A 5,699-nucleotide genomic window follows, 5' to 3' on the forward strand; every position below is an offset into this window, starting at 1 on the left:
TCTATATATTTCATATAATCGTTATCTCCATATGCATCAAATTCTAATTTCTGTGCTTTACATAATTGTACAATATCTTCTTTATGAATTCTTTTAGCAAAAATCGGCATAAATAAGTCTACAAAATCATAAGGTAAAACAGAATTTTGTGATCTAAAGCAGTCTATAGATCTAGTACACTCATTAAGTGCCTCAATAAGTTCAGTATCATTACAAATATTTACTAGTTTCTTGACATAAGATTCTATAAAATATCCTCCAAATTCTCCTTCTTCACTCAAAATAGCAACATGACTTAAGATTCTCGTTGTATGATTTTTGATAAAATTATCTGAATCTTCTATATATTTTAATAATAATTGAAACATTTTAAAACTATTGTTTCGGGCTGATGAATATACAACACGAAAATTATCAATTGCCGGATCAGCTCTGTGCATGAGTAATTCTTTAGCGATTTCTATATTATCTGTTACTACTGCACGTTGTAAAGAGGTAATGCCATTAACACTAATATTAACATCAATGTTTTTGCATTTAAGAAGTTCTCTAACAGCTTCCAAATTATTTTCCCAAACAGCAACAATTAGTGGATTATTGTCAATACTATCATTTAAATTAAGGTTTATATTAGGACTTTCTTCAATAAACCGTCTCATAGTTTTTAAATCATTTGCTTCTATATTTTTAATGATTTTTTTTACTGTCTCTAGATTCCGCTGTTCATTAGCATCATGCTCTAATGTCACATTGGTTGGTTGAACATTGCTGTCTATTATCCTTTTTTCAGGAGTAGTTTCGGTACTTGAAGATGCTAATGCATGACTAGTAAATTTAGGATATTTTGCCTTTTTATCAGTGCCAAGACTCCCTGTATTGATTCGTTTTATTTTAGACATATGTATACCATATAATAGATTACGTTCGTAAATTAATATTTTTAGATTAAAAATTTATATATTTTCTTTCTTATAATTTTTGCTTTAATTCTTCTATTTTACTTAAGGATAATCCTGTTACTTTCGATACAAAGATTACATCTGCATTTGCTTTTAACATATTTCTTGCAGTTAATTCTATACCTTTCTCTATACCTTCAGCTTTCCATTCATCCCTCCAAGCGTCTGCTACTGTTCTCATGATATCCTCATTTTGATCATTAATTATTTCTTTGATTATTTTAATAAAATCTCCTTTATTCTTCTCTTTAATCCTGTTCGCAGTATACCATACTAAACCCTGGAAAAAAAGATACTCTCTTTTTTGTTGCTCGTATTCCATGAGATTATATATCTCGGCAGCTGCAGAAAAAACGTGAAACAAATTTTTTGTATCCCACAAATGCTTAAAGAAAAACTCAAACAAGAATTTCTCTTCTTTGAGTAAGTTGTCCTCCATATGCTGTAGATCTACCAAAAAATATTCATCATTCTCAACAGATCTTGCTTCTTCTGGCTCTACGAACAAATCCCAGAATATTCTTGGTGCAGTATATTTTGCTTTTCCATTATATATTACTGCAGAATATATTATAGGTAGCTTTCTTTTTGGATATTCTGTCTGAAATCTAGCTCAAATTTGGTCCTTATATTGCCTAAGACGCCAAGCAATCTTGCTATCATTTGTAGATTGGTGTTCAACAAGAAAATATATATATCTGTTTTTGTTAGCTGCAGAAAACAAAAGATCGCTGTGATGGTTAGCATATGCCTCATCTATGAAGCTTGTATTTTCTAGTTCTAGCTTTTCTACATCTATCTTTTGCAGAAGATTTTTGGGCAGGTGCCTAGAGAAAAACAATTTTCTCTGTACCGGATCAGTTAAGGCCTTCTTAAAAAGAGCATCATGTTTTGCATTTTCTACAGAGGAATCATTTTTCATAGCATTTTTTTAGTAGTTTTAAACATGTTTTGTGTCTGTCGAGCAATAGATCGGTTTTAGATACCTACTTTAAGATTTTCTTATTATTTCTTACATATTTAAACATTGTACGAAAAGCGTTAGACATCGTAATTTTTCTATTCATACACCACATTTTGTATTGTTTTACTCTGAAAGGGATATGCAAACATATTTTTGTTAATTCATTTTCTAAAGATTCATTTTCGATGTCACAGTCTAAATCAAGAGAAGTTTCTATTAAATCTGCTGGATTATTATGAAAAATCTGTTTTTCTTTTGTCATGTATTACCTCGTTATTAAATTTTATATCTATAGCATGAAAAATTTTTGTAATTTCATTTTGGGCATTACTGTCTAAATCTCCTGCACCAGTACCTTGATATATCGCATTTGCATAAGAAACTCTGTTATAGATAGGTACGTCTATTACTTGTCCAAATTGTAATAAACTTATAGCTGCCTTTAAAACAAAAGTATTTCTAGGAATACATTGATTCAATACAAACAAAAATTCCTTTTTCTCTTTCTTTACTATACGAATTGTATCCCCAACTGCCCGAAAATCTGCTGCAGTTGGGTTACAAAGAACTAGTACTAAATCGCTTAATTTTAAAGCGTTTAATGTATTAAATGACATATACCCAGGAGTATCGATTAATAAATAATCAATTGTCCCCTTTTTTTTAATATTATTTATTACTAGTGAAATATTATTTTTAGTAACTGCTGTAAGCATGGGATTATCTTGATCCCTAGCTTGCCACCATTTTTCTAAAGTTTTTTGAGGATCTAAGTCTATTAGGACTACACTATAATCCTTCTTTATTAACTGAATAGATAAATTAGAAATTAAAGTACTGTTTCTAAAACCTCCTTTAGTATTTATGGTAATAATTGTTCTCATAAAATAATTTTGTATATAACGAAATTATGTAAATACAGTTTATGCAGGTAATAGTAATTTGTAATAAAAAAGTAGGAGTGGGAAAAAGCACTTGTACAGCATTATTGTCTTTGGCGGCTGTAAGGGATAATAAAAAAGTTATATTGATAGATTTAGACCCTCAAAAAACTTTAGAAAAATGGTGGAATAAGAGAAAAGAACTTACTCCGTGTTTAGCGGACGTTAGTACTGAAAATTTTAGTAGTAAAATAGAACTTATGGAAAGAGAAGGTTTTGATTATGTGTTTATAGATACTCTTGGTGATCTTTCTAATATTCCACATGAAGCTATAAAGTTTGCAAATTTAGCAATTATTCCTTGTAAACCGACTAGTACAGATTTAGAGGCGATAGGGCGTACTATATCTATGGTAAAAGAAGCAAAAAAGAATTTTATTTTTGTGTTATGCCAGGCTATTTCTAGATCTAATATTATGTTTAAAGCGGCTTCTATATTATCAGAATATGGTATTGTAGCACCAACAGTGATGATAAATCGTATTGCATATGTTACATCTATGCATACAGCTAGTTGTGTATCAAAATTTAGTGATATTGCTGGCTCAGAAATACAACAAATATGGGAATTTATTAAAAATAAATTAAATGTAGAGGACAAAACAAATGGGCAAAAAAAAGAAAAGTTTTAGTAACGATATTAGTAAAGATATAATTGATTTAAATGATAATCAATTTGAAACAGCACAAGAATTTGCAGAAAAGTTAGCATCTAAAGAAGAAAAAGCACGTGTTTGTTTTTTTGTGTCTAAAAAGTTATTAAAAGATTTTAAAATTTGGTGTGCTGTAAAAGAAATAAACCTTAGTCAAGGAATAGAAATTTTATTTAATCATGTTAATAGAAAGAAGTAACTGTAGAAAGGTATCTAAAACCGATCTATTGCTCGACAGACAAAAAACATGTTTAAAACTAATAAAAAAAATGCTATGAAAAATGATTCCTCTGTAGAAAATGCAAAACATGATGCTCTTTTTAAGAAGGCCTTAACTGATCCGGTACAGAGAAAATTGTTTTTCTCTAGGCACCTGCCCAAAGATCTTCTGTAAAAGATAGATGTAGAAAAGCTAGAACTAGAAAATACAAGCTTCATAGATGAGGCATATGCTAACCATCACAGCGATCTTTTGTTTTCTGCAGCTGACAAAAACAGATATATATATTTTCTTGTTGAACACCAATCTACAAATGATAGCAAGATTGCTTGGCGTCTTAGGCAATATAAGGATCAAATTTGGGCTAGATTTCAGACAGAATATCCAAAAAGAAAGCTACCTGTAATATATTCTGCAGTAATATATAATGGAAAAGCAAAATATACTGCACCAAGAATATTCTGGGATTTGTTCGTAGAACCAGAAGAAGCAAGATCTGTTGAGAATGATGAATATTTTTTGGTAGATCTACAGCATATGGAGGATAACTTACTCAAAGAAGAGAAATTCTTGTTTGAGTTTTTCTTTAAGCATTTGTGGGATACAAAAAATTTGTTTCACGTTTTTTCTGCAGCTGCCGAGATATATAATCTCATGGAATACGAGCAACAAAAAAGAGAGTATCTTTTTTTCCAGGGTTTAGTATGGTATACTGCGAACAGGATTAAAGAGAAGGATAAAGGAGATTTTATTAAAATAATCAAAGAAATAATTAATGATCAAAATGAGGATATCATGAGAACAGTAGCAGACGCTTGGAGGGATGAATGGAAAGCTGAAGGTATAGAAATAGGTAAAGCTGAAGGTATAGAATTAGCTGCAAAAAATATGTTAAAAGCAAATGCAGATGTAATCTTTGTATCGAAAGTAACAGGATTATCCTTAAGTAAAATAGAAGAATTAAAGCAAAATTTATAAGAAAGAAAATATATAAATTTTTAATCTAAAAATATTAATTTACGAACGTAATCCATTATATGGTATACATATGTCTAAAATAAAACGAATCAACACAGGGAGTCTTGGCACTGATAAAAAGGCAAAATCTCCTAAATTTACTAGTCATGCATTAGCATCTTCAAGTACCGAAACTACTCCTGAAAAAAGGATAATAGACAGCAATATTCAACCAACCAATGTGATATTAGAGCATGATGCTAATGAACAGCGGAATCTAGAGACAGTAAAAAAAATCATTAAAAATATAGAAGCAAATGATTTAGGAGAAATTGAATACGTATTGAAAAATCAACATGTAAATCTGAATATAACAACAGATGTACTGATGAATCCATTGATGACATCTATCAAAGAGGGAAATACAGACATTGTAAAGTATTTATTATCGTTAGATAATATTGATATTAATGCATCCATCAATATGGGTTATCTGTGGAAAACTACATATTTAGAAACATCTGTAGCATTAAAACACGAAAAAATAACAGAAATGTTACTTGATAAAGGAGCAAACATAGAAATTGATAACTTTGCTATTTTGTACTCAGTAGCCAGAGAAAATGATTTGGGAATGTTTCAATTATTATTAAAACATATAGAAGATTCAGATAATTTTATCAAAAATCATACAACGGGAATCTTAAGTAATGTTGCTATTTTGAGTGAGGAAGGAGAATTTGGAGGATATTTTATAGAATTTTATATCAAGAAACTAGTAAATATTTGTAAAAATGATACTGAACTTATTGAGGCACTTAATGAGTGTACCAGATCTATAGACTGCTTTAGATCACAGAATTCTGTTTTACCTTATAATTTTGTAGACTTATTTATGCCGATTTTTGCTAAAAGAATTCATAAAGAAGATATTGTACAATTATGTAAAGCACAGAAATTAGAATTTGATGCATATGGAGATAACGATTATATGAAATATATAGA

General features: G+C 29.6%; 8 protein-coding genes and 1 pseudogene. 5 read left to right on the forward strand and 4 right to left on the reverse strand.

All coding sequences use genetic code 11. The features are described 5' to 3' along the window. The 4 genes and pseudogenes from IHI24_RS04450 to IHI24_RS04470 all read right to left on the reverse strand — a co-directional run. Positions 1–899, reverse strand: an 899-nt coding sequence (locus IHI24_RS04450; protein ID WP_194966863.1) for an ankyrin repeat domain-containing protein, incomplete at its 3' end; no start/stop codon positions are given. Between the two features lie 70 nt (positions 900–969). After that, positions 970–1,881: pseudogene (locus tag IHI24_RS04760) on the reverse strand (Rpn family recombination-promoting nuclease/putative transposase). A 64-nt stretch (positions 1,882–1,945) separates the two neighbouring features. Further along, entirely contained in the window at positions 1,946–2,185 is a 240-nt protein-coding gene (locus IHI24_RS04465; protein WP_194966865.1) for a hypothetical protein, read from the reverse strand. Next, on the reverse strand, positions 2,157–2,807 hold the full coding sequence (locus IHI24_RS04470; protein ID WP_194966866.1) for an AAA family ATPase: 651 nt from the start codon (positions 2,805–2,807) through the stop codon (positions 2,157–2,159). The genes IHI24_RS04465 and IHI24_RS04470 overlap by 29 nt, the downstream gene beginning before the upstream one ends. 41 nt (positions 2,808–2,848) lie before the next feature. On the opposite strand from IHI24_RS04470, the gene IHI24_RS04475 reads away from it, so the two are divergent. The 5 genes from IHI24_RS04475 to IHI24_RS04495 all read left to right on the forward strand — a co-directional run. Further along, positions 2,849–3,496 (forward strand): ParA family protein, encoded by a 648-nt coding sequence (locus tag IHI24_RS04475; RefSeq protein WP_194966867.1) that lies wholly within the window; start codon positions 2,849–2,851, stop codon positions 3,494–3,496. Then, positions 3,471–3,716 carry a hypothetical protein gene (locus IHI24_RS04480; RefSeq protein WP_194966868.1) on the forward strand — a complete coding sequence of 82 codons (246 nt, stop codon included), beginning with the start codon at positions 3,471–3,473 and terminating at the stop codon, positions 3,714–3,716. The genes IHI24_RS04475 and IHI24_RS04480 overlap by 26 nt, the downstream gene beginning before the upstream one ends. A gap of 48 nt (positions 3,717–3,764) precedes the next feature. Next, positions 3,765–3,911 (forward strand): hypothetical protein, encoded by a 147-nt coding sequence (locus IHI24_RS04485; protein WP_194966869.1) that lies wholly within the window; start codon positions 3,765–3,767, stop codon positions 3,909–3,911. A 3-nt stretch (positions 3,912–3,914) separates the two neighbouring features. Further along, the gene (locus IHI24_RS04490) at positions 3,915–4,715 is read left to right on the forward strand and encodes an Rpn family recombination-promoting nuclease/putative transposase (RefSeq protein ID WP_194966872.1); all 801 of its coding nucleotides are present in this window, start codon (positions 3,915–3,917) and stop codon (positions 4,713–4,715) included. 70 nt (positions 4,716–4,785) lie between these two features. Beyond that, positions 4,786–5,699, forward strand: a 914-nt coding sequence (locus IHI24_RS04495) for an ankyrin repeat domain-containing protein (protein WP_194966870.1), incomplete at its 3' end; no start/stop codon positions are given.

Origin of the sequence: Rickettsia endosymbiont of Cardiosporidium cionae, from assembly GCF_015476335.1 — a bacterium.
In the GTDB taxonomy this organism is placed as follows: Bacteria; Pseudomonadota; Alphaproteobacteria; order Rickettsiales; family Rickettsiaceae; genus JADHZC01.

Excerpts from the sequence above, each read along its gene's own strand:
- IHI24_RS04485 (WP_194966869.1), top strand. The coding sequence starts at position 3,765 with ATGTTTAAAACTAATAAAAAAAATGCTATGAAAAATGATTCCTCTGTA.
- IHI24_RS04480 (WP_194966868.1), top strand. The coding sequence starts at position 3,471 with ATGGGCAAAAAAAAGAAAAGTTTTAGTAACGATATTAGTAAAGATATA.
- IHI24_RS04475 (WP_194966867.1), top strand. The coding sequence starts at position 2,849 with ATGCAGGTAATAGTAATTTGTAATAAAAAAGTAGGAGTGGGAAAAAGC.
- IHI24_RS04465 (WP_194966865.1), bottom strand. The coding sequence starts at position 2,185 with ATGACAAAAGAAAAACAGATTTTTCATAATAATCCAGCAGATTTAATA.
- IHI24_RS04470 (WP_194966866.1), bottom strand. The coding sequence starts at position 2,807 with ATGAGAACAATTATTACCATAAATACTAAAGGAGGTTTTAGAAACAGT.